This window comes from Amycolatopsis sp. CA-230715 (assembly GCF_018736145.1).
Lineage (GTDB): Bacteria > Actinomycetota > Actinomycetes > Mycobacteriales > Pseudonocardiaceae > Amycolatopsis.
The window spans coordinates 4,164,347-4,186,966 of the sequence record NZ_CP059997.1 but is presented as its reverse complement, the minus strand read 5'-3'; the positions used below and the strand labels follow the sequence as shown (position 1 = coordinate 4,186,966).

Here is a 22,620-nt window from a genome sequence, read left to right as displayed (position 1 = left end):
CCGGTGCTCAGCGCACCACGTTGACCAGTTTGTTCGGCACCACGATGACCTTGCGCGGCTCGGCGCCTTCGAGCAGCGCGACGATCTTCTCGTCCGCCAGCGCCGCCGCTTGGACGTCCTCGCGGCTCGCGTCGGCGGCCACGGTGATCCGCGAGCGCACCTTGCCGTTGACCTGGATCGGGTACTCCACGGTGTCCTCGACGAGGTACTGCTCGTCGACCGCGGGGAACGGGCCGTGCGCGAGCGAACCCTCGTGGCCCAGCCGCCGCCACAGCTCTTCGGCCAGGTGCGGGCACAGCGGCGCCAGCATCAGGACCAGCGGTTCGGCCAGTTCCTTCGGCGTGGCCTCGGCCGTTCCGTAGGCCTTCGTCAGGTAGTTGTTCAGCTCGATCAGCTTCGCGCCCGCGGTGTTGAGCCGCAGCTCCGCGTAGTCCTCGCGAACCCCGGAAATGGCGCGGTGCAAGCGTTTGCGGTCCTCGTCCGTCGCGGCCGAGTCCGACACTCGCAGCGCGCCGGTCTCCTCGTCCACGAACAGCCGCCACAGCCGCTGCAGGAACCGCTGCGCGCCGACGACGTCCTTGGTGACCCACGGACGCGAATCCGCCAGGGGGCCCATGGCCATCTCGTAGAACCGGAACGTGTCGGCGCCGTAGTCGCGGAACATCTCGTCCGGCGTCACCGCGTTCTTCAGGCTCTTGCCCATCTTCCCGTATTCCTGGAAGACCTCTTCGCCGTCGTGGAAGAACTTGCCGTCGCGCTCTTCGACCTCGTCGGCGGGCACCGGGATGCCGCGCGCGTCGCGGTAGGCGTTCGCCTGGATGTAGCCCTGGTTGAACAGGCGGCGGTACGGCTCCTTCGACGACACGTGGCCCAGGTCGAAGAGCACCTTGTGCCAGAACCGCGAGTACAGCAGGTGCAGCACCGCGTGCTCGACCCCGCCGACGTAGAGGTCGGTGCCGCCGGGATCGTCCGCGCCGTGCTCGGCGGGCCGCGGGCCGACCCAGTACTTTTCGTTCTCCGGCGCGACGAACGCCTCGGAGTTCGTCGGGTCCACGTAGCGCAGCTGGTACCAGCAGGACCCGGCCCACTGCGGCATCACGTTGGTGTCGCGGCGGTACTGCTTCGGCCCGTCGCCGAGGTCGAGGGTCACCTCGACCCAGTCCGTCGCCCTGGACAGCGGCGGCGACGGCACCGAGTCCGCGTCGTCGGGGTCGAAGGTGCGGGGCGTGTAGTCGTCGACCTCGGGCAGTTCGACCGGGAGCTGCTCCTCCGGCACCGCGCGCGGCATGCCGTGCTCGTCGTAGACGATCGGGAACGGCTCGCCCCAGTACCGCTGGCGCGCGAACAGCCAGTCCCGCAGCTTGTACTGGACGGTCCCGGCGCCGTGGCCGTGCTCCTCCAGCCAGCCGATGATCGCCTTCTTCGCCTCGTCGACGCCCAAGCCGTCCAGGCTGATCGAGTCGTTGGCGGAGTTGATCGCCAGCCCGTCGCCGGTGAACGCCTCGCCGTCGAAGTCCGCGCCGGGGTCCACCGTGCGGACGATCTCCAGCCCGAACTTCTTCGCGAAGTCGTAGTCGCGCTGGTCCTGCGCGGGCACCGCCATGATCGCGCCGGTGCCGTAGCCCATCAGCACGTAGTCGGCGACGAACACCGGGATTTCCTTGCCGTTGACCGGGTTCACCGCGAACGACCCGGTGAAGACGCCGGTCTTCTCCTTGTTCTCCTGGCGGTCCAGATCGGACTTGCGCGAGGCCGCGGCACGGTACTCGGCGACGGCCTCGGCAGGCGTTTCCGCGCCGCCGGTCCAGCTCACCTGGTACTCGCTCGGCCACGCCGCCGTGGTCAGCTTCTCGACCAGCGGGTGCTCGGGCGCCACCACCATGTACGTCGCGCCGAACAGCGTGTCCGGGCGGGTGGTGAAGACCTCGATGTTCTCGTCGCCCGCCTTGAACGTGACGCGCGCGCCGTGCGAACGGCCGATCCAGTTGCGCTGCATGGCCTTGACCGTCTCAGGCCAGTCCAGCAGGTCCAGATCGTCGATCAGCCGGTCGGCGTAGGCGGTGATCCGCATCATCCACTGGCTCAGGTTCTTGCGGAACACCGGGAAGTTGCCGCGATCGCTGCGGCCGTCCGCGGTGACCTCCTCGTTCGCCACCACGGTGCCAAGGCCCGGCGCCCAGTTCACCGGCGCGTCGGAGATGTAGACCAGCCGGTGGGAGTCGATCACCTTGCGCCGCTCGACGGGGCTCAGCTCGGCCCACGGCCTGCCGTCCGGCGTCGGGCGCGCGCCCTCGGCGAACTCCTTCTCCAGCTCGGCGATCGGACGCGCCTTCGCGGCCCTCTCGTCGTAGTAGGAGTTGAAGATCTGCAGGAAGATCCACTGCGTCCACTTGTAGAACTCGGGATCGGTGGTGGCCACCGAGCGCCGGTCGTCGTGGCCGAGGCCCAGCTGGCTCAGCTGGCGGCGCATGTTCGCGATGTTCGCCTGCGTGGTGGTGCGCGGGTGCGTGCCGGTCTGCACCGCGTACTGCTCCGCGGGCAGGCCGAACGCGTCGTAGCCCAGCGCGTGCAGCACGTTGCGCCCGATCATCCGGTGGTAGCGCGCGTAGACGTCGGTGCCGATGTAGCCCAGCGGGTGCCCGACGTGCAGGCCGGAGCCGGACGGGTACGGGAACATGTCCTGCACGAACAGCTTGTCCGACGGGATGCCGTCCCCGGCGAGCGGGCCGACCGGGTTGGGCGCGTGGAAGGTGCCGTTGTCGGACCAGTAATCCTGCCAGCGCCGTTCGATCCTGCCCGCCAGCTCCGCGGTGTAGCGGTGCTCGGGGCCGCCAGTCGCCTCACTCATCGCCGAATCCCGTCTCGCAAAAGGTGTCCAGAAACAACTCGACCCCTCAGCCCGTGGGCGTGAGGGGTCGCCGCGCTGATCCGCGTCGGGCTGATCAGCGCGGCAGGCCAAGAAGCAGCCGAGCCGTGTTCACGCGCACCATGATAGCCGCTGGTCAAGCGGCGCCCGCTACCGGATGGCCAGCGCGATGAGCTGCGTGACCTGGGTCGCCGAGAAGTTGTTGTCGCTGACCAGCACCAGCGTGCGCTCGCCGGAGGGCAGCGTTGGTCCCCAGGTCATGCCCTCCACGTTGTCCACAGTGGACAGCTTGAAATCGGCGAGATCGGCGACGAGGCGCTTGCGCACCGGCTTGACGTTCTTCGCCCCGGCCAGCGATTTCACGCCGAGCACGTTCGTCGCGCCCCTGGTGTCCATTTCGTAGATGCGGATCTTGTTGCCGACGCCGGTGACGAACGAGCGCTCCATCACCAGGAACTTCGCCGGGTCCACCGGATCGACCGCCAGCAGGGAAGAAATGCCGGTGGTGGCGAAGGCACCGGGCGGGTTCGGCGCCGCGAACACCTTCTCCTCGGGGTAGGCGTACTGCGCGAGCACCGGGCCGAAGCGGCTCTGCAGCGTGATGCGGTCGAGCCCGCCGTGCTCCGGCGTCGCGTCAGGGCCGTCCTGCAGCATCGGCCCTTCGACGGAGCTGGCGATCAGCGACCCGAGCCCGGCGAAGGTGAGCCCCTCGATGGCCAGGTTCTGGCGCGGGCCCGCGCCGGGGACCATCTTCTCGTTCGCGGGGAGCGGCAGGTCGCGGACGTAGGCGCCGTCGCGGGAGGCACGCCGGATCGACGGGTCGATCAGCGTGTTCGCGGTGCGCTCGCCCTCCTGCGACCAGTAGTAGTCACCGGTCCACGGGTCGGTGCGCAGCTCCTCGGGGTCGACCGTCTGCTCGTTCTGCGGCAGCGACGGGTCGTTCTTCGCCAGCGGCGGGTAGGTCGTGCCGTCCGGGCGCCGGAACGGGTGCGTACCGGTGAAGGCCACCGGTCCGACGCCGTGCGCGCCGACGTCGAACTTCGCCGTGTAGAAGCGCGCCGGCTGCAGCGCGGACCGGTCGTCGCAGATGAACACGTACCCGCCGGTGCGCGGGTCGTAGTCGACGCTGGACAGCCCGCCGACCTGCGTCCCTTCGAAGACGAGGTCGTTGGGCACGATCCGTTCGCCGAGCAGGCGCACCTCGTGGACGGGCCGGTCGGGTGCCGCCGAGGCGGCGGGGGCGAGCGCGGTGGCGAGCACGACGGCGCCCGCCATCGCGGCGGCGATTCTGGTTTTCGACATGGCGTGCAGCACAGCCGATCAAGGTAGCTGGCAGGTTGCTTACGCGTCACGCTTATCCTGGAACTCGTGTTCGTGATCCCGCTGGTCGTCATCCTCGTCGGGCTCGTCGCCGCACTCGGCGGTTTCGCCGGGTGGCGGGAGCGGCTCGCCCGCGACTCCGCCGTCGGCGTCCGCACCGCGGCCACACTGCGCAGCGACGAGGCGTTCCGGCTCGGCAACAAGGTCGCCGGGCTGCCGACCATGGCCGGTGGCGCGATCGCCGTCGTCGGCGGGATCGCCGGGCTCGTCATGCCGACCACGTCCGGCCTGGTCATCGGCTCGGTCGTGGGTCTCGTCGGGCTGGTGGCGCTGGTCATGGCCGGCGGAGTGCTCGGGAACAAGGCCGCGGAAAACGTGCCCGCCCCGGCCCCGGCCGGATGCTCGGGCTGCGCGTGCGGGGCGGGCGGCTGCGGCGTCGCGAGCGCCCTGAACCGCGCCTGACCCTCTCCACCTGCATTTAGCGGGCTAAACGCGCTCGGCGGCGGTCAGTTTCGCTGGACGTCGCCGGGGTGGGTGGCGAGCAGGGCCATCGGGACGCCCTGGCGCCGCAGCACCTGGCCCCACAGGTCCCGTTCCGGGGTCGCCAGCACGTCGCTGGGCAGCGCGGGGACGATCAGCCAGTCGTCGCGGGCGATTTCGCCGTCGAGCTGGCCCGAATCCCATCCCGCGTAGCCAGCGAACACCCGCAGGCCCCTGACCTTCGACACCAGCAGATCGGGATCGGTGTCCAGGTCCACCAGCGCGACCGGGCCGCGGACCGCGATCAGGCCGGGCACCGCCGACGCGCTTTCCCCGGTGCGCAGCGCGGCGAGGCACAGCGCGGTCTTCTTCTCCACCGGGCCGCCGACGAACACCGAGGACGGCTCCACCACGTGCGGGCCCCAGTTGGGCAGGACGTCGTCGACCGGTACCTGGCTCGGCCGGTTCAGCACCACCCCGAGCGTGCCCTCGTCGCGGTGATCGATGACGAACACCACTGTTCTCCGGAAGTTGGGGTCGAACATCGTGGGGGCGGCGACCAGGAGCGTTCCCGGTTCAACCTCGGCGTCCGCAGGCACGCCGCCCATGATCCCACTGCCCGTGACCGGCGGTACCGGGGCTGGGGAAGTAGAGCCGGGAACAACAAGGGACGAGGTACCGTTGGAGAGGGTGGCTGGCGCACTCCGTGTCCCCCGGGCTCACTGAAGAACCGCCTTTGTGGAATACCGTCCGGCTGGAGCCACACTGCGCATACCCGCCGAGAGGCGACCAAGTGCGCCAGCCCACCTCTTCGCCCATCGTTCGCCTTCGCGATGCTAACCACGCCCGCGATACCGCCGTATGCTGGGAAATCGTGACCACGCAAGCCTCGCTCGCGAGGACCGGCCCGCGCGTTTTCCTGGCGATGCCGGGGTTCCGGACGCTGCTCTGCTCGCGGTTCGCCGCGCAGTGGGCCGACGGCGTGTTCCGCGCCGGGTTCGCGGGCGCGCTGCTGTTCAACCCCGAACGCGGCGCCGACGCACTGGCCATCGCGGGCGGGTTCGCGGCGATGCTGCTGCCGTACTCGCTCGTCGGCCCGTTCGCGGGCGCACTGCTCGACCGCTGGGACCGCCGCCGCGTGCTGGTGTTCGCGAACCTCGCGCGCGCGATCGCGATCGTCGCGGCCGCGCTCGCGGTCGGCTTCGGCGCGAGCGGTTTCGGCCTGTTCGCACTCGGGCTCGTCGCCGAAGGGATGTCGCGGTTCATCGGCTCCGGGATGTCCGCCTCGCTGCCCCATCTCGTGCCGGAGCACGCGATCGTCTCCGCGAACGCGGTCGCCACCACGCTCGGCTCCCTGGTCGCGGTCCTCGGCGGCGGGTGCGCGATCGGGCTGCGCGAACTGGTCGGCCACGGGAACTCCGGGTCCGCGTGGACGACTTCCGCCGCCGTGCTCGGCGCCGTCGTCGCGGCCGCTATCGCGGCGAAGTTCGCGAAGGGCGCGCTCGGCCCGTCGACCGTCGACGAGCCGCCCGACGTCGTGCTCGCCGTGGCCAAGGGACTTGCCGACGGTGCGCGTGCCGCCCGCACCTCGACGAACGTCACCGGCGGGTTCGTCGCGCTGTTCGCGCACCGCGCGTCGTTCGGGGTCTCGCTGCTGCTGTCCGTGCTGCTGCTGCGCTTCGCGTTCACCAACCTCGGTCCGCTGCGCGCCGGTTTGCCGGGGCTGGGGCAGATGGCGGCGCTCGGCGGCGCCGGGATCTTCGTCGCGGGACTGTGCACGCCGAAGCTCGTCGCGCGGTTCGGCCGCAGGCGGACGACCGTCGGCTCGCTGGTGGTCGCCGCGGCCACCCAGCTCGGGCTCGGCCTGCCGATGACGCTGCCGACCGTGCTGCTCGCGACGTTCCTGATCATGGCGTCGGGACAGGTGCTGAAGCTGAGTGTGGATTCGGCCGTGCAGCACGACATCCGCGACGAAGCGCGGGGCCGCGTCTTCGCGCTGTACGACACCCTGTTCAACATCACACAGGTGGTGGCGGTCGCGATCGCCGCCGCGATCACCCCGTTCGACGGCCGGTCGCCCAGTCTCCTGATCGCCGCGACGGTCGTGTACCTGGCGGGCGCGGCGGGATACCTCGCGATCGTCCGCCGTGACTGATTCGCTGGCGCAAAGAGAGCCACTCGTTGGGCGGAACCCCGCGTGCCACCCAACCGGGTGGCATTAGGGTGATTCCCGCAGTGCTGGCAAAAACACGGCGGGGGACCCTTGACAGTGCCTGGTGAACTGTGCGATTGCGCGGAGACGGCCTGGTCGTGAGCGCGGAAACGCCCGAGGCGGGCAACCAGGCCGAGCCGAACTGGCCGACGGCCGACGACGAGCCGACACCACCGTCCACATCGGACTTTCCTACCGTCGCGCACGCCGCACCGCCGTTACCGCCACCACCGACGACGTACGGCGGGTTCGGCCCCGGCAGCGAGTACCCTCCCGCCGCCGACCCTCCGCGCGCACCACAGGGCCCGCGGGGTTTCGCACCGCAGGAGGGTTCGACGCCGCCGCGCCTCGAAACCGGCGGCACCCCGCCGCGCGGAGTCCGCCCCCAGCACCCGCAAGGCCACCGCCCGCCGATGCCACCGGGACGTCCGGGCGGGCCGCCGCCCGGTTTCGACCCGCGCCGCCAGGACGCACGGCGTCCACCCCGGCAAGGACCCGGCAGGCCAGGGCAGCCGGGGCCCACCACACCGCAGTGGCCCGGCCAGGACGCGCCCGGCCACCGCCCACCCGGCCAGGAACGCCCGCGCCAGCCCCCGCCCGGCCAGGGCAGGCCGCTGCCGGGCCGGGAAGGACCACGCCCCGGCGGCCACCGTCCCCCGGATGGCCCGGTCGCACCGGGTCGCGTGCCGCAGGGACAGCGCCCCGGCGCGCGCCCGCCGATGCCACCGCCGGGACAGCGCCCTCCCGCGGGCCCGCCGCCTCCCGGTCCTCGCCAGGGCGGTCCACTGCCGCCGGAAGCGAGCCGCGCGCCGGGCGGGCCGCCACCCGGTCCGTCCAGGCCGGAGGGCACCCGCCCGCCCGGTCGCCAGCCGGGTCCGCGACGCCCCGACGGCGGCAGGCCCGAGCAGCCGCCGCGCCCGGAACCCCCGCGCCAGGAACCGGAGAAACCGGAGCCGCCCCACACTCCGCCGGAGCCGGACGACCCACCGTCCACAGTGGAGGATCGGACTGCGGACTTCGCCGCGCTGCGGGAAACCCAGCTCGACACCGGGCAGATCGGCGACCACGGCGAGCTGCGCCACGAGGAGGTGCGGCGCACCGCGCTCGAACTGCGCGCGCGGGATCCGCGCTACGGCCACATGTCCGACGACGGCGCCTACGCGGTGCACAGCTACACGCGGCACGAGGTTCTCCACGCGCTGACGCCCGAACTGATCCGCGCGATCGTGTCCGGGCTCGACGAACTGCCGCCGTTCGAGGGCGAAGTCGTCCGCGCCGCGACGACAGCCGCGCGCTACGAACCCGGCAAGACCGTCGTGGAAAGCCAGCTCACCAGCACTGCGCAGGCCGACGGCGAGGTGGAGCTGCGCATCGAGGCGAAGAACGGCAGGGACATCTCCGGACTCGCGCCGGTGGCGGGCGAACGGGAAGTGCTGTTCAAACCCGGGACCCAGCTCCACGTGCACAGCAGGGAACTCGTCGACGGGAAGTGGGTCGTCCACGCCGAGGAGGTACTGCCGGGCGACCCGAGACACCTCGACCACGCAGCGGATCAGGAGATCCCGGAGCGCCGGGACCACGATCATCGCGCGAAGTCGATCATCGACGCGCTCGCTGAAGTGGCGGAACAGAGCCAAAAGACGAGCGCGGACGAACCCGCCATCCACGCGGGCACCGTGCGGAGCCCCGAGCAGCAGGTGCGCTTCCTCCGCGAACACCTGCCCGAGGTCGAAGGCGTCAACGCGCGCAACTACTACGCGCCGGGCGCGCGGGAAAACGGCTTCCACGGCAACGACGTGGAAGCCGTCATCGCGCTGGAAGAGGCGTTCCGGGGCCATCCGCGCGAGGCGGCCGCCGCGCTCGCCGACGACGTCAGTTCCCTCGACGCGGTGCGGCAGCGGCTCGGCGGGCAGTGGGTGGAACACCCCGATTTCGCCGGTGCGATCGGGGTAATGGGCGAGCAGCCGGTCGGGTCGCGCGGCGTGCTGGCGTTCCAGGCCGCGGCGGGCGAGCCCAACCGGGTGGTGACGGTCGTGCACACCGAGCACGGCGTCATGATCGTCGACCCGATGACGAACCGGCTCGCGTCGTTGCCGGAAGGCCGCGCCAAGGTGCTGCTGCTGCCGTACCACCGCGAAGGCGACCTGCCCGGGTTGGAACTCCCCGGCTACCACGACCTCGCTTACGACCTCAACGCCGCGCTCCGCTCCGGTGCGCCGGAAGGGGAACGCCAGGCCCGCGCGCTCGCGGCGGCGCTCGACGAAGTACCCGGCGTCGAGGCCAAGACCGTGCGCGGTATCGACCACCACGGCGACGCGTGGCTCGCGGAACTGACCGCGGACCAGTACCCGCCCGGCGAAGTAGCCGTCGAAACCTCGTTCGCCAGCGCCACGATCGAAGGCGGCGAAGTGCCAGTGCACGACGTCGAGATCCACGTCGACTCGAAGAACGTGAAGGACATCGGCGAGCGGGTGGGCCTTTTCCCGCCTGGCACGCAGCTTTTCGTGCACAGCAAGGAACTCGTCGACCGGAAGTGGATCATCCACGCCGAGGAGGTACTGCCGGGCGACCCGAGGCACCTCGAACCGGAAGCCGCGGAGCAGGGCATGGCCGAGCGCCGCGCGCGGTACGCCGAGATCGCACGCCACTACGCGGAAAGCGGGAGTACCAGGCTCGCCGAATTGCTCGACCCGGATGCCGGGAACGCCGAGCCGCCCGCCGGAGTCGAACCGGAGGAACCCGAAGACCTGGGCCCCGCACCCGCACCGGACGCGGAACCGGCCCACCACGACGCGCTCCCCGAAGAACCGACCCTGCGCCACGACGACGAAGACCTCGGCCCGGCGCCGGGCGAGGAAGGCACCGGTACCTGATGTCCGAACCGCGTTACGAAACCAGGCCGCACGAGCTGGCGAACGGCTCCTACGACCTCCGCGACGGGCAGCCCTTCGACCTGCGCACCACGGCGACGTTCGCGGGCCAGCCGCGGTTCGGGGCGACCGAAGCTTCGGGCAAGGTCGATCTCGAAGCCGTCGGCGAAGCGGTGGGATTTCCCGGTGGGCAACGGATTTCGGTGGACCCCGCCGAGATCACCGGGCTCGAACAGGTCCGCACGGAAACCGGTCCGCTCGTGCCGCCGCCGGACCGCCTCACCGAGGAGGCACAGCAGGACCTGGTGATCGGGATCGGCCGGACCCTCCGCGACTTCCTCACCGCGCGCGGCGAACCGTGGGAGCGCATCGACGCGGTGTTCAGCGCGGTCGGCGAAGCCGCCAGGCTGACCGTCACCAGCACCGCGGGCGAGCTGGTGCTGTCGTGGTCCGCGCCGCCGGAGGTCAGCCAGCTCTTCGGGGACCTGAGGGCCGGGATGGCCGTGCCGGGGTACGGGACCTGGACGAACGCCGAGTTCACGCTGCGCGCCGACGGAACCTTCGACTTCGACTTCGACGCGGACCAACCGCCGAGGCTGGCGATCGGTTCGTCCGCGTACGCCAAGGAGCTGGAGTTCTTCCCGCGCACCGAGGAGACCATCCCCGCCTGGTGGCGCCCGCTCGCGAAACTGCCGTACACCACGGAATTCCGGCACGCGAAGGTCGTCGAAGACAGATCGCCGATCCCGGAGGACGATGCGGTCAAAGTGCTGCGCTACCTCGAACGCTGCCCGGTGGTGGGGCCCGAGCCGCACCACACCGACGGCCTCTGGATCTGGCCCGCGGCCGTGGCGGACCAGCTGCGCGAGCGCGGTGTCCCACCCGAACCCGAGCTGCTGACGCGGATCCGTGAACGCGGGTTCCAGCCGGTGTGGCCACCGGACGTCGTCCGCGCCGCCGCCGAAGCCGACCTGCTCGGCCACCCGCGCCCGACCGAATGGGGTCCCGAATTCGCCGAACCGGACGAGGTGGCGCTCGTCGAGGACGGGTCCGCGCTCGACCCCGGCCTGACGGCAGCGGAGCTGTTCACCGTGCTGGTGAAGCGGCTCGACGAGTACGGCGTCTCGCGCGATGCCTACCGGATCGGGTCGCACGCCGACGGGCTCTGGTGCCTGGAACGAGTCGGCGCGCGGTGGCAGGTCGCGCGCTACGAGAACGGGGAACCGGTGCGACCGACCGTGTTCCCGCGCCCGGCGGAAGCCGCCCAGGAACTGCTCGGCGCGCTGTTGATCTTCCCCGCCCGGCCGTGGGCGGGCCGGGAAACGGCGCTGGAAACCGGAAAGCAGGTCGCCGACTGGCCCATCCAGCCCGTCGACGGCGAGCCGCCGCTGACACTGCTGCGCAACAAGCGCATGATCCGGCTCGCCGAAGGCACCGGCGTGACCCGGTACGGCGGTACCGACGGCAACTTCGCGTTCGCCCGCGGCACCCGGTTCGACCGCACGTCCCTGCCGGTCAGCCGCGCGGGGCAACGCCACGAGTACGCACTGGCGCGCCCGCTCTACGTGGTCACGGGGATCACCGTGCCGTGGGCGGGCCAGCCGGGCGGCGGAGTCGCTTACGTGCTCCCGAAACCGCTCGGCGCGCACGTCGCGGACGGCAGCGTGGAACATCGGGGTAGCAGTGGAACGAGCTGAAGCCATCACGCGCGCGGAGGAATGGCTCGCCGCCGACACGACGATCCGGGCCGACCACGAGCGCGTGCGCCGCGTGCCCGAGGGCTGGGCGATCCCGTACGACACGGTCGCCTGGCTCGACGACGGCGACGCGGGGCGGCGGATCTTCCCGCCCCCGGTCATCGTCGTCACCGAGCCGGACGGCGAACCGCGCCTCGCTTCGCCGTCACCGGGCGGGATCAGCACCCCGCTCGCGTTCCCCGGCGAAGAGCACTGGCGTGAGATCGTCGACCCCGAATACGCCGAAGCCGGTGTCGGACTGTTCGGCGTGCCCGAAGCGGTCGTCGTCGGCTGGGAGTGCACTTCCGGGGAGCGGAAAGAGAATCCGGCCTACCGCACGGGCCCGATCCGCCGCGGCTACCCGCGGCCGGAGAACTTCCTCGAAACCGTGCTGCTGTTCGGCGTCGGCAAGTGGCTGTCGAGGGAGCAGGTGCTGATCGGGGTCGCCGGTGCCGAGGTGGTCGTCCCCTTCGACCCCGAGAGCGATCGGATCCCGCGCGGCTACCACCGCCAGGAGCCGCCGAAAATGCAGGTCTTCACCTCGACCAGGTGGCTGCCGCCCGACGTGCACCACTGGTGGCGCGTCGACGTCGCACGGCTCGCCGCGATGACGCCGCCGCCGGACCTCGACCTCTGGGGCCCGCCGACGATGCACACGGTGCTCACCGGCACCGAACTGGCCGAGGCGTGCGCGGAATGGCCGCGCGAGTCGGAACCCGTCGACGTGCGGGGCACCTGCCCGGAAGCCGATGAAGCGATGGTGGCGGCCGCGGCCGAAGCGGCCAAGCAGCTCGGGCTCACCGACCCCGTCGACCCGCCGCTGCGCGCGGCGACGCTGGCGCGCAAACGCGGGTTCGAACTCACCGAGGACGAGTGCCGCCGGACCGTGCTCGGCGAGTCGTGGCTCGCGCGGCGACAGCAACCGGACCCACCGGACTGGCCCGCGGACCTCGCGGCCAACGGCCTGAAGCCCGCCTACGGCAACGACGGCGAGGTCGAACCCGCGCTCGACACCTTCGGGAAGTACTTCCCGCTCGGGCTCCCCGGGTTCCGATACGGCTGGGAACGCGTGACCGGCGCCTACGTCGGGTTCGCGATCGGCGAGGCGCTCGGCGCGGCCGTCGACAAGCTCAACCTCGACGAGATCAAGGCGCGGTACGGCCCCGACGGCGTCACCGGGTTCGAAACGGCCTACACCGAACCGGGTCAGCTCGGCCCGCTCACCCAGCGGCTGCTGTTCATGACCGAGGCCGTGATCCGCAGCCCGCACCGCGAGGACCACGAGCTCGAAGGAAAATTCGGCGAGGTCGCGCGCAACGGCGTGCTCCGGTGGCTGCACACCCAGGGCGTGCCGCTGCACCGCGTCGACGGCTGGCTGCTGCGGCGCCCGGAGCTGCACGTCAAGCGGGATCCCCAGCCCGCGGACCTGGAATCGGGCCCGACCTCGCTGCTGACCGCGTTGCCCGCGGCGCTGACCGACGGCGGTCCCGGGAGCGGGTTCGACGGCGGCGTGCGGCAGGCGGCGCGGCTGATGGCCGGCCAGACCACCCGCGACGAGGGCGATCTCGAGGCCGTCACGTACCTGGCCTGGGTGTGGCAGGAGATGTTGAGCGGCAAGGCGGTGGTGCTGCCCGCGGCCGTGCAGGCGAAGGAAACGGCCAGCCCGTCTCGGTCCGAGCACGGCCCGGCGTGGGACCGGATCCGCGCGGCGGTCGACGCGGCGGTGCCGGTGGTGCCGTCGTACGGGGTGCCGACGGCACGCGATCCGGAGGCGATCGGCGACGGCCAAGACACCCTTTCCGTGCTGGGGCGCACGATCGCCGCGGTGGGCAGCTTCGAAAACTTCCCCCGCCGCGCGCTGCGGCGCGCGGTCAACCACTCCGGCCGCAGCGCGTTGACCGGCGCGCTCGCGGGCGCGCTGCTCGGCGCACGGCTCGGCATCCCCGGGCTGCCGTCGGACTGGGTCGAAGCGCTCGAACTGCGGCACCTGGTGGAAAACGTGGCCACGGACGCGTTCTGGCACTTCGACCTCCATTCCGCGCTGCGGCACGACCCCGAACACTGGAAGGCGCGGTACCCGCGGTGGTGACGGTCGAAGAAGCGGTGGCGCGGGTCGAAGACTGGCTCGACGACCCGGATCTGCGCGTGCAGCCCGAATTCGCGGCCAGGGCGGCCGACGGGTGGTACGTCCCCTACAACGCGGCCGCGTACCTCGACGGCACCGATCTCGGCACGGGGCTCTTCCCGGCGCCGACCGTGCACGTGCCCGACGACGGCGGTGCGATCACGCTGGCGGTGGACGTGATGACGCCACCGCCGCGGGATCCGGTGGTGCCGCGGGAAAAGACGGAGGCCGTCGACCCGGCGGTGTGGCGCGGTTTCCCGGTGCGGCACACCGCGGCGGGAAGGCTGCTGAACGACCTGCACGCGGACCGGATCACCCTCGAGCAATTCGCCGAACGCCTCGCCGCGACCGAGGTCGTGGTCCCGGTCGACGACGGCGGATCGCCCGCGCTGCGAGGGATCGACCCCCAGTACGAGGTGGCGATCTGCACGTCGACGGAGGCTGTCCCGGCTGGGGTCTCGCGCTGGCGCCGGATGCTCGCGGGCGATCTGCTGCGCTCGGAGGACCCGGTCGGGTTCGTCGTCGACCCCGGCCGCGCGCTGAGCCTTTCGCTGCCGCCCCAGTACTTGCGGACCGTTCCGCTGCCACCGCAAGGCGAACCCGTCGACGAGGTCGCGGCCGAGCTGAACCCCGAAGTGCTCGCGCTGGCGGAACGGCTGACCGCGGACCACCGGATCGAGATCCCCGATCTGCTGAGCCGCCACGTCGCCGCGGTCACGGGCTGGGCGCGGAACTCCGGCTACGAGCTGACCGCCGACGAGGCGAAGAGCTACCTCACCGGGTACGCCGTGCGGTTCTCGAACCTGCGCGGAATCCGGCAGAACCGGGGGCCGTCGTGGCCTGCCGATCTCGAAGCGAACGGCCTGGTCGCGCACTACGACCACTTCGGCGCGCCGTCCCCGGTGCCGTGGACGTTCGGCAAGTTCGACCCGAGGAACACGCCGCCGGGCACCTTCGCCTGGCACCGGCTGGTCGGCGCGTTCGCCGGGTTCGCCGCCGGTGAGGCACTGGTGTCCGGCGAAGGGCCGCTGACCGCCCAGCTCCTGCGGCACACCGAATCGGTCATCCGGGGTTTGCCGCCGGAACCCGGAACCTTCGATGTCCCACCGGATTTCCCGCCACCAGCGTCGTCGTCGAGCTGGCTCGCGATCGCGCTCGGCGAAGAACCCGAACCCGCCGCGTCACCGTTGCTGGTGCCGCTCGCCGCGATCACGGCCGCCGGTGCCGACGTCGCCGGGATGAGCCAGGACTACCCGAAGGCGATCGCGCGCGCCATGGCGGGCACGCTCACCGAATCGACGGCCGCGGCGCTGGACACGTTCGTCGACGTGCTGTGGGAGCTGCTCAAACCCGGTGACTACGCGCTGCCGGTGTACGTCCACCTCCGCACCTTCGCGCGCGAAGAACGACGTTTCGCGGGCGAACTGTCGAAGACCGTCCTCGGACTCCGGGAGGATCGGGACGCCGACGACCGCGCCCAGCTCGGGACGATCGGCGACGGCGGCGAACCGTTGTCCGTGCTGGGGCGCGCCTTGTTCGCGGTCGGCAAGCGGCACTACGACGCGGAAGCCGCCTTCGAAGCGGCAGCGGGCGATCCGCTCGTCTCGGCACTGACCGGCGCGTTCCTCGGCGCGCGCGGCGGCGTCCCGGGGCTGCCCCGGCACGCGGTGCGCGCGGTCGGCCGGATCGGGCTGGTGGAGAACGTGGCGAGCGACGCGTTCTGGCACTTCGCGCGGTTCGGCGTGCGGCGCGAACCGTCCGCGCGGCACGACTGGGAACGACAGCGCTACCCACGCGGATGAGGGTCGCGGCGCGCCTTCGGGTGATCGGTGAGTGGCGTCACGGCGACCGGACTAGGTTTAGGCCGGTCAAGTTTCGTTCGCGGGGGAGAAGTGCATGCACTACCGAGTCGAAGCGGCCGAACGGCCGGACGCGCAGTACACCGTGTGGCAGGGCGGCGTCTACCGGGCGCAGCGATCGACGGCGGACGGCACCGTGCTGCTGGTGACGCTGCCGGGTGCGGACGCGCCGCCTGAGTTCGACACCACGTGGGAGTCGAAGCAGGCGAAGATCGTGCCCGAGGCCGAGGTCAGCGCCACCTTCAGCCTGCAGACGCACTGCGTCTTCGACGACGAGGTGTACCGGATCTCCCCGGACGACGACGAGTCGCCCGGCCCGCTCGTGCTCCGCTGGTGCGGCACCGACGAGGCGCTCGCCGCGGAGCTCGGGCTCACCGACTTCAGCACCAAGGCCGCGCTCGACGACCTCTCGGCGCTCTGGCAGGAACGCCACGACTTCACCGATCCCACCTCACCACCACCGGAACCGGTCGCGAGCGACCCCAACCCGTTCCTGCGCGGGATCGGCCGCGCCCTGCTCAAGATCGCGCCCGCGAAGTGGAACTCGATCGCCGCGCAGTACCGCCAGATCGGCGGCTACGCCGAGCTGGAGGTCCGGTCGGTCCTCGGCGACCCGGTCGACGAAGTGACCTTCCTGTCGCCGCCGCCCGCGCTGTCCCAGCTGTTCGCCGCGCTGCGGACGGCGATGTACGCACCCGGCGCGGGCACCTGGTTCCAGAGCACGTTCGTGCTGAAGTCGTCGCGGGAGTTCGACTTCGACTACGACCTCGACCGCCAGCCCGACTGGCGCCAGCCGCCGCACGAGGGGGCACAGCCCGCGCCCGCCGCCTACACCGCCGATCTCGCCCTGTACCCGCGCGAGCCGGAGAACATCCCGCCGTGGCTCGCGGCGAAGGCTGGCCTGCCGGTCGCCACCGCGTTCCGGCAGGCGGCCGTGGTCGACGGGCCGCCGGAAGGCGACAAGCCGACCGTCAACCGGCCGCCGGTCCCGCCCGAGGAGCTGCGGGGCGTGCTGGACTACCTGTTCCGCTCGCCAGTGGCGCTCGCGCGGCCCGGCCGCCTGCCGGACCTGTTCGCGCCGACCGGCAAACCCGACGTGCCGGACGCGTTCCACACCGACGGCACCTGGATCTGGCCCGCCGCGGTGCCGCACTACCTGCGCAAGTACCGCGTGCCACCGCAGCCGGAGCTCCTCGACCACATCAGGGCCGCCGGGTTCCGCCCGCCGTACGTGCCGGAGCCGGTGCGCGCCGCGGCCGAGGCCGAGCTGGTCGGTGCCGAACGTCCGGTGCACTCGGTGGCCGATCTCGCCGAGCCCGACACCCCGGCGCTGGTCGACCGCGGGCAGTGGCCGCGGACGCTGCTCGCCTCGGACGTGCTGACGATCCTGCGCCGCAGGCTCGCCGAACACGGCGTCGCGGAGAGCGCCTACTCGATCGGCAAGCGCGCCAAGGGTGTCTGGTCGCTCGCGCGGACCGAGCACAGCTGGGAGGTGTCCGGCCCGGACGACGAGGATCCCGCGGCGTTCGCGCATCTCGAAGAGGCCGCGCGGTTCCTGCTCGGCACGCTGCTGCTGTACCCGGCGCGAACGTTCGCGGGCGCACCGGAACCGGCCGAGCCGACCGACCGGATGCCCGACTGGCCGATCCTGCCACTGCGCGGCGAACCACCGCTGTTCCTGTTCCGGCGCAAGCGGATCGTGGTGCTCGCGCCCGGTACCGCGCTGGTGCGGTTCGGCCCCGACGGCGGCAACCTCGTGCACGACGAGTCGGTCACCTTCCCGGAGACCGCGCTGCCAGCCGAACGCCAGGGCCTGCGGCAGGCGCTGGTCGTCCGGCGGCCGCTGCGGGTCCTCGCCGGGGTCGCGCTGCCGTGGGGCCCGATGCCGGGCGGCGCGGTCGGCTACTTCCTGCCGCGCCCGGTCGGCCACCACCGGGAAACCGGCGCGCTGGAACGGGTCACCACGCCCTGATCAGGACGGCTGGCGACCACCAGTAGTCGGCGAGCGCCTCGATGTCGACGTAGGCGAAGCCCGCTTCCTCCAGGTCGGCGCGCCAGGCGACCGCGGGCTGCTCCCAGTTGTTGCGGGTGCCGCCACCGAGCTGGCCCAGCAGCATCGGCAGCAGGAACCCCTGCGCGACCAGGCTGGCGTCGTCCGCGTACTCGCGGATGCCGCGCTCGTAGCGGACGGCGAGCGCACGCAGGTGTTCGTCGGTGCCTTCCGGGTGGGCGAGCACGTTGAACTCGGCGATCAGCAGGCGGCCGGTACGGGCCCTGATCCGGCGCAGCACGTTTACGCGTTCGGACTCCGGGATGGTCTGCAGCGCGAACGTCGACTGGGCCAGTGCCCAGTGCTTCTCGCCAGCCTCGTCCAGGAACTCCTGCGCGGTTTTCGCCCAGAACCGCGGCGAACCGGGCACCCGCGTCTTCGCCACGTCGAGCAGCGCCGCCGACGGTTCGACGAGATCGATCTGGCCGGGCACGTGCTTCGCCTGCTCCAGCGCGGGCCCGATGGCCAGCCCGTCACCGCAGCCGAGGTCGAGCAGCGAACCGGGCTTGAGCGTGTCGTAGCTCGCCGCCAGTTCGAGGGAAAGCCGCCGGTACAGCTCGACGTTCCCGCCACCTCGGATGAACGCCGCGAACGCCTCCGGTTCGCCATACACGTCGCCGTTCGAGCCGGTGCCGAGGAAGCGCGCCAGCTCGGCACCGAGCAGGGAACCGTTTTCACCGGCGCGCGCGGCCAGCTCGCGAGCGGCGTCCCGCTCGCCGGAGTGCAGTGCGGTCAGCGCCTCGAAAGCGCCCGCGGTCGTGCTCGTCATGCTGCAAAGTCTCGCCGAAGCGATGCTCTGCGTCACGCCCTAATCCGTGCCGGTGATGCCCTGCTCGTCGGCCCACTTGCGCAGTTCGGCCACGGCCTCGTCGTGCTCCAGGGGGCCGCGGTCGAGGCGCAGCTCCTTGAGGAACTTCCACGCCTTGCCCACCAGCGGACCCGGCGGCAGGCCGAGCAGCTTCATGATCTCGTTGCCGTCGAGATCGGGCCGCACCCTCGCGAGGTCCTCTTCGGCGCGGATGCGCTCGATCCGCTCTTCGAGATCGTCGTAGGTGCGCTGCAGCGCGGCGGCCTTGCGCTTGTTGCGGGTCGTGCAGTCCGCCCTGACGAGCTTGTGCAGCCGCTCCAGCAGCGGGCCTGCGTCGGTGACGTACCGGCGCACCGCCGAGTCCGTCCACTCGCCCTTCCCGTACCCGTGGAACCGCAGGTGGAGGAACACGAGCTGGGACACGTCGTCGACGATCTGCTTCGAGTACTTCAAGGCGCGCAAACGCTTGCGGGCCATCTTGGCGCCGACCACCTCGTGGTGGTGGAAGCTCACGCCGCCACCGGGCTGGAACTCGCGCGTGGCGGGCTTGCCGATGTCGTGCAGCAGCGCCGCGAGCCGCAGCACGAGATCCGGCTCGCCACCGCGTTCGAGGTCGATCGCCTGCTGCAGCACCGTCAGCGAGTGCTCGTAGACGTCCTTGTGCTGGTGGTGCTCGTCGATCGCGAGCCGCATGCCCGGCACCTCAGGCAGCACGTGGTCGGCGAGGTTCGTCTCCACCATCAGCTCGAGTCCCGAGCGCGGGTCGGCGCCCACCATCAGCTTCGACAGCTCGGCCTGCACCCGCTCGGCGGTGATCCGGGTGAGCTGCTCGGCCATCTCGGTCATCGCCATCACGACCCGCGGCGACGCCGAGAACCCGAGCTGCGAGGTGAACCTCGCCGCGCGCAGCATGCGCAACGGGTCGTCCGCGAACGACTCCTCCGGCGGCGCCGGCGTGTCGAGAATGCCCCGGTGCAGCGCGGTCACGCCGTCGTACGGGTCGACGAGCTGCTTCGTCTCCAGGTCGACCGCCATCGCGTTGACGGTGAAGTCGCGGCGCAGCAGATCGCCCTCGATCGCGTCGCCGAAGGTGACCTCAGGGTTCCGGCTCATCCGGTCGTAGCTGTCCGCGCGGAACGTGGTGATCTCCAGCGTGCTGCCGCGCTTGGTGACCCCGACCGTGCCGAACGCGATCCCGGCCTCCCACACGCCGTCCGCCCAGCCGGCCACGAGCTTGAGCACGGTGTCGGGGCGCGCGTCGGTGGTGAAGTCGAGATCGGCGGACTCGCGGCCGAGCATCGCGTCGCGCACGCTGCCGCCGACCAGGTAGAGCCGGTGCCCCGCCCTGGCGAACAGGGCGGCCAGCTCGTCGGCGAGCGGGGGAATGCGCACCGGTTCGGTCACCGCGTTCTTTTCGGCCAGCTCGTTCACTCAGATCCCACCACGAAAGAGGTGCACTGGACGCAGCGCACCCGAGGACAAAGACACGAGCGACCAGGGTACTCCGCACGCGACGGGGCCCGACGGCACCGAGGTGATACCAGAGCGTGAGTGACACCTGGCTCCGCGTTCGCGACCGCGTGTGAACGGCAGGCACTAGCATCACAGCATGTCTGGATCGGCCGGTCGTTCCGGTGGCGCGAAGCCAGGACGCCGCCGATCGCGGCGGCACCGGGGCAGAAAGCTGACCACCGTCGACGAGACCTCCGCCGGGGGTCTCGTGGTCGACGCCGAACGCGCCAACGCCGCGCTCATCGGCCGGTTGGACCGCCATGGCAAGCTGCTGTGGTCGCTGCCGAAGGGCCACATCGAAGACGGCGAGACCACCGAGCAGACTGCGGTGCGCGAAGTGAAGGAGGAGACCGGCATTTCCGCGCACGTGCTGCGGCCGCTTGGCACGATCGACTACTGGTTCGTCGCCGAACGTCGCCGGGTGCACAAGACCGTGCACCACTTCCTGCTGGAAGCCGTCGGCGGCGAACTGTCCGACGAGGACGTCGAAGTGACCGAGGTCGCGTGGGTGCCGATCGCCGAGCTCGAAACGAAGCTCGCCTACGCCGACGAGCGGACGCTCGTCCGCAAGGCGCGCGCCTTGTTCGCCGCCCAAGACGCTGACCTTCCCGAGGGAGCTTCCGAGTGAAGCGGCTCGCCGCCATCGCGCTGACCGTGCTGTTCGTCGCCACGCTCACCGGGTTCGCCCCGGCCGCCGCCGCGCAACCGGGGGAGCAGTCGGAGCCGAGCAGGCTGCACCTCGACGTCGACCAGATGAACCCGAGGCTGGTCACCACCACCTCGTCGACGCTGGGCATCTCCGGCCGGATCACCAACACCGGCGACCGGCGCATCACCAACATCAAGGTGCAGTTGCAGCTCGGGGAGCGGCAGACCTCCGAGAAGCAGCTCAAGCAGGCGCTGGCGGAGTCGCCGGAGACCGGCTCGTCGGTTTCGCAGTTCGTCGACGTGGTGGCCTCCCTCGAACCAGGCCAGTCCGCGCCGCTGACGGTCAACGCGTCGCTGCGCGGCGACTCCGGGCTCGAAATCGCCAAGCAGGGCGTCTACCCGCTGCTGGTCAACGTCAACGGCACGCCCGACTTCGGCGGCAGGACCCGGCTCGCCGCGGTCAGCCTGCTGCTGCCGGTGGTGTCGGTACCCGGCAAGCCCGCGCCGCCGAACCCGGCGAAGGCCACCCCGTTCACGCTGCTGTGGCCGCTGGCCGACACCCGGCCGAACATCGTCTCCGCGCCGCTGGGCGAGTCCGTCGTGCTCGGCGACGACCACCTCGCCGACGACCTCGCGCCGACGGGCAGGCTCGGCGCGCTGCTCACCGGCGCACGCCGGGCGAAGCAGAACCCGAAGGTGTTCAACGCGCTGTGCTTCGGCATCGACCCCGACCTGATCGGCACGGTCACCGCGATGACCCGCGGCTACCAGGTCCGCACCCCGTGGGGCAGCAACGTGCCCGGCCGCGGCAAGGACGCGGCGGTGAGCTGGCTGGAAAGCGTGCGCGGGCTCGTCGGCGGGCACTGCACGGTGGCGATGCCGTCTTCGGACGCCGACCTGTCCCAGCTCACCAAGCTCGGCGACAGCGGGAAGAACCTCGCGAAGGCCGCGGTCGACGACGGCAGGCTGCGCACCCTGCTCGACGCGGACCCCGCCGACGGCGTCCTGTGGCCGGGGGGCTCGCTCGACACGGGCACGCTCGGCACGATCGCCGAGGCCGGTGTGCACACCGTGCTCGCCGACACCCAGTACCTGGAATCCACCAAGCTGGTCAGCGGCGGGGTCGGCCTCGAAGGCAGCTCGGTGCGCGCCCAGTCCTACGACACGCTGCTGGCCAAGGCGTTCGCGGGCACGTCCGGGCGGCCCGACTCGTCGACCGGGGTCACCACACCCGCCGACGATCCCGACGTCGGCACCCAGAACGGCCTCGCCGTGCTCGCCTACCGCAGCACGGCGACGGCGGACGCGGGCAAGCCCCTGCTCGTCGCGCCGCCGCGCCGCTGGGCGGTGCCGGACCGCGAGTTCGACCGCCTTTTCGACTCGATCGACGAGCTCGTCACCCGGAACATGCTCACCGGGATGCCGCTGCAGCAGCAGCTGGGCGCGGGCGAATCGGGCGTCGCGCGGATGACCTACACCCCGGCCGAGGGCGCGCTGCCGGGCAACCTCGCGGACATCGACTCGGCGGCGACCGACGTGCGCTCGGTGATGGAACCGGACACGTCGAACAAGGTGAATCCCGACCTGCTCGTGAAACCGGTGCACGACGCGGTGATCCGGGCCACCTCGACGGCGTGGCAGTTCGTGCCCGGCGGCGCCGACCAGGCCGCGTCGACCGCGCGCGACCAGCTCGACGACCTGCGCGGGCGGATCGCGGTGATCCCGCCAGGCCAGCCGTTCTCGTTCGCGTCCGGCTCGTCGCCGATCCCGGTGGCGATGCAGAACAAGCTGCCGGTCGCGGTGACCGTCCGGCTCCGCTTCAGCGACAACGCGGGCCTGCGGATCGACCCCGTGCCGGACCAGCCCATCCCGAGGAACAGCATCGTGCCGGTGCGGGTGCCCGCCGAAGCGCTGCGCGCGGGGCGCTTCAGCCTCGACGTGTCGTTGACCACGTCGAGCGGCACCCAGCTCGGGCCGACGGCGCGATTCGAACTCACGTCCAGTGAATACGGCATCGTGACCGTTATCGTGACCTCGACGGCAGGGGTGGCGTTGCTGCTGCTTTCCGGCCGCCGGATATACCGGCGGGTCAAGGAGCGGAAGGCGGCCTGACGCCCGCGGCGACTACCCTGGC

The 22,620-nt window shown here is 71.6% G+C and carries 14 protein-coding genes; 9 read left to right on the top strand and 5 right to left on the bottom strand.

What is annotated here, in order from left to right; translation table 11 throughout:
- Positions 1-7: 7 nt before the first annotated feature.
- Together leuS and HUW46_RS19850 are read right to left on the bottom strand one after the other, a co-directional pair.
- Entirely contained in the window at positions 8-2,848 is a 2,841-nt protein-coding gene (gene leuS, locus HUW46_RS19855) for a leucine--tRNA ligase (protein WP_215548695.1), read from the bottom strand.
- Between the two features lie 168 nt (positions 2,849-3,016).
- The gene (locus HUW46_RS19850) at positions 3,017-4,168 is read right to left on the bottom strand and encodes an esterase-like activity of phytase family protein (protein ID WP_215548694.1); all 1,152 of its coding nucleotides are present in this window, start codon (positions 4,166-4,168) and stop codon (positions 3,017-3,019) included.
- Between the two features lie 66 nt (positions 4,169-4,234).
- Here HUW46_RS19850 and HUW46_RS19845 point away from each other — a divergent pair, with 66 nt between their 5' ends.
- Positions 4,235-4,648, top strand: coding sequence for an SdpI family protein (locus tag HUW46_RS19845; RefSeq protein ID WP_215548693.1), 414 nt, complete (start codon positions 4,235-4,237; stop codon positions 4,646-4,648).
- 44 nt (positions 4,649-4,692) lie between these two features.
- Here HUW46_RS19845 and HUW46_RS19840 read toward each other — a convergent pair whose 3' ends face one another.
- Positions 4,693-5,274: a YqgE/AlgH family protein gene (locus HUW46_RS19840; protein WP_215548692.1), complete on the bottom strand. Its 582-nt coding sequence runs from the start codon at positions 5,272-5,274 to the stop codon at positions 4,693-4,695.
- A 317-nt stretch (positions 5,275-5,591) separates the two neighbouring features.
- Between HUW46_RS19840 and HUW46_RS19835 the strand changes: the two genes are divergently transcribed.
- The 6 genes from HUW46_RS19835 (at position 5,592) to HUW46_RS19810 (ending at position 17,440) form a co-directional block, all read left to right on the top strand.
- Positions 5,592-6,821 carry an MFS transporter gene (locus HUW46_RS19835; RefSeq protein ID WP_215549979.1) on the top strand — a complete coding sequence of 410 codons (1,230 nt, stop codon included), beginning with the start codon at positions 5,592-5,594 and terminating at the stop codon, positions 6,819-6,821.
- Between the two features lie 155 nt (positions 6,822-6,976).
- A complete protein-coding gene (locus HUW46_RS19830; RefSeq protein WP_215548691.1) occupies positions 6,977-9,751 on the top strand; it encodes a hypothetical protein in 2,775 nt (924 codons plus the stop codon).
- The gene (locus HUW46_RS19825) at positions 9,751-11,445 is read left to right on the top strand and encodes a TNT domain-containing protein (RefSeq protein ID WP_215548690.1); all 1,695 of its coding nucleotides are present in this window, start codon (positions 9,751-9,753) and stop codon (positions 11,443-11,445) included. The genes HUW46_RS19830 and HUW46_RS19825 overlap by 1 nt, the downstream gene beginning before the upstream one ends.
- A complete protein-coding gene (locus HUW46_RS19820; protein WP_215548689.1) occupies positions 11,432-13,573 on the top strand; it encodes an ADP-ribosylglycohydrolase family protein in 2,142 nt (713 codons plus the stop codon). The genes HUW46_RS19825 and HUW46_RS19820 overlap by 14 nt, the downstream gene beginning before the upstream one ends.
- A complete protein-coding gene (locus HUW46_RS19815; protein WP_215548688.1) occupies positions 13,567-15,411 on the top strand; it encodes a YrhB domain-containing protein in 1,845 nt (614 codons plus the stop codon). Before HUW46_RS19820 ends, HUW46_RS19815 begins: the two co-directional genes overlap by 7 nt.
- A gap of 94 nt (positions 15,412-15,505) precedes the next feature.
- Positions 15,506-17,440, top strand: coding sequence for a TNT domain-containing protein (locus tag HUW46_RS19810; RefSeq protein WP_215548687.1), 1,935 nt, complete (start codon positions 15,506-15,508; stop codon positions 17,438-17,440).
- On the opposite strand, the gene HUW46_RS19805 is transcribed toward HUW46_RS19810, so the two are convergent.
- Together HUW46_RS19805 and HUW46_RS19800 are read right to left on the bottom strand one after the other, a co-directional pair.
- Positions 17,427-18,287 (bottom strand): class I SAM-dependent methyltransferase, encoded by an 861-nt coding sequence (locus HUW46_RS19805; protein ID WP_215548686.1) that lies wholly within the window; start codon positions 18,285-18,287, stop codon positions 17,427-17,429. The genes HUW46_RS19810 and HUW46_RS19805 overlap by 14 nt on opposite strands.
- 39 nt (positions 18,288-18,326) lie before the next feature.
- Positions 18,327-19,757: a CCA tRNA nucleotidyltransferase gene (locus tag HUW46_RS19800; protein ID WP_215548685.1), complete on the bottom strand. Its 1,431-nt coding sequence runs from the start codon at positions 19,755-19,757 to the stop codon at positions 18,327-18,329.
- A gap of 178 nt (positions 19,758-19,935) precedes the next feature.
- Between HUW46_RS19800 and HUW46_RS19795 the strand changes: the two genes are divergently transcribed.
- Positions 19,936-20,466: an NUDIX hydrolase gene (locus tag HUW46_RS19795; protein ID WP_215548684.1), complete on the top strand. Its 531-nt coding sequence runs from the start codon at positions 19,936-19,938 to the stop codon at positions 20,464-20,466.
- A complete protein-coding gene (locus tag HUW46_RS19790; protein WP_215548683.1) occupies positions 20,463-22,598 on the top strand; it encodes a DUF6049 family protein in 2,136 nt (711 codons plus the stop codon). The genes HUW46_RS19795 and HUW46_RS19790 overlap by 4 nt, the downstream gene beginning before the upstream one ends.
- Positions 22,599-22,620 lie beyond the last annotated feature (22 nt).